Source organism: Streptomyces sp. MnatMP-M17 (assembly GCF_900091995.1).
In the GTDB taxonomy this organism is placed as follows: domain Bacteria; phylum Actinomycetota; class Actinomycetes; order Streptomycetales; family Streptomycetaceae; genus Streptomyces.
The window spans coordinates 1-1,053 of the sequence record NZ_FMDK01000971.1; the positions used below are offsets into that span (position 1 = coordinate 1).

The window sequence follows — 1,053 nt, forward strand, 5'->3', positions numbered from 1 at the left end:
GTCGACGGCGGCCAGCACGGCCTCCCGGCCGTCGGCCTTCGGCACACCGGCGGCGGCCCGTTCGTACAGCTCCGCGCCCTCGGCGAGGACAAGGGCGATGTCGTGCTCGTCGGTGGCCGCTGGGATCTTGATCCGGGCGGCGTGGCGCCAGGTGGCGACCGGGTCGCTCCACGCCTCGACGGTGTAGGTCCAGCGGCCTTCCTCGGTGGGGGTGACCTCGGCGCCCCAGCGGTCGGTGCCGGGAGCGAGTTCACGCATCGGGGTCCAGGGGCCCGGGCGGCCACCTGGATCCAGGAGGACGACATTGGCCGCGACCGCGTCATGGCCCTCGCGGAAGACGGTCGCGGTGACCTGGAAGGACTCACCGCTCACCGCCTTCGCGGGGCGTCTGCCGCAGTCGACGAGCGGTTGTACGTCCAGGACGGGAATGCGACCAATCAGCGGTTTCACTGGATCACCTGTGGGCTGTGCGGGCGTGACAGGCAGGGCGGGTGCGTCGGGCCGGCCGGCTGCGTATCTTTGCCGGTTCTTGATGTTTTGGATGTTCTTTGTAGCTGCTCGGTAGACGACTGGGAGGCTGCGGGCATGGCCGCTCCTGTCCGCGTTCACTCGAATAGCGCTGGAATCGTGTGGAAACGCGCTCGTTTGCCGTACGGACACCGCGTATGAGCGGGTGTTTGAGCTGTGCGTACCGGGTGCGTACCGGATGAGCCTTCCCCCTCCCTTCGGGTGGGCAATCCGGCGATCTGTTAACTACTGGGGCGTAGAGAGCCCGGCGCGAATGCGCGAATGCGCCGTGGTTGCGGAGGGCGCCCGGGGACTACCGTCGGAGGGACGGCGGACCGTACACCCGTGGTGCGTCCGCTCCGGCTCGTATGTCCCTGCGAAGGTGGAACACGTGAAGGCAATCCGTCGGTTCACCGTCCGCCCTGTCCTGCCCGCACCACTCCGACCGCTCAGCGACCTCGCCCGCAATCTGCGCTGGTCCTGGCACACCGAGACCCGAGAGCTCTTCGAAGCCGTCGATCCCGCCGGCTGGCGGGCCGCCGACGG

2 protein-coding genes are annotated in these 1,053 nt (G+C 68.9%); one reads left to right on the plus strand and one right to left on the minus strand.

Annotated elements, in window-relative coordinates; genetic code table 11:
- On the minus strand, positions 1-441 hold a 441-nt coding region (locus GA0115259_RS34380; RefSeq protein WP_141716808.1), incomplete at its 3' end, for a maltotransferase domain-containing protein.
- Between the two features lie 457 nt (positions 442-898).
- Between GA0115259_RS34380 and GA0115259_RS34385 the strand changes: the two genes are divergently transcribed.
- The coding region (locus GA0115259_RS34385; protein ID WP_141716807.1) for a DUF3417 domain-containing protein at positions 899-1,053 on the plus strand (155 nt) is incomplete at its 3' end.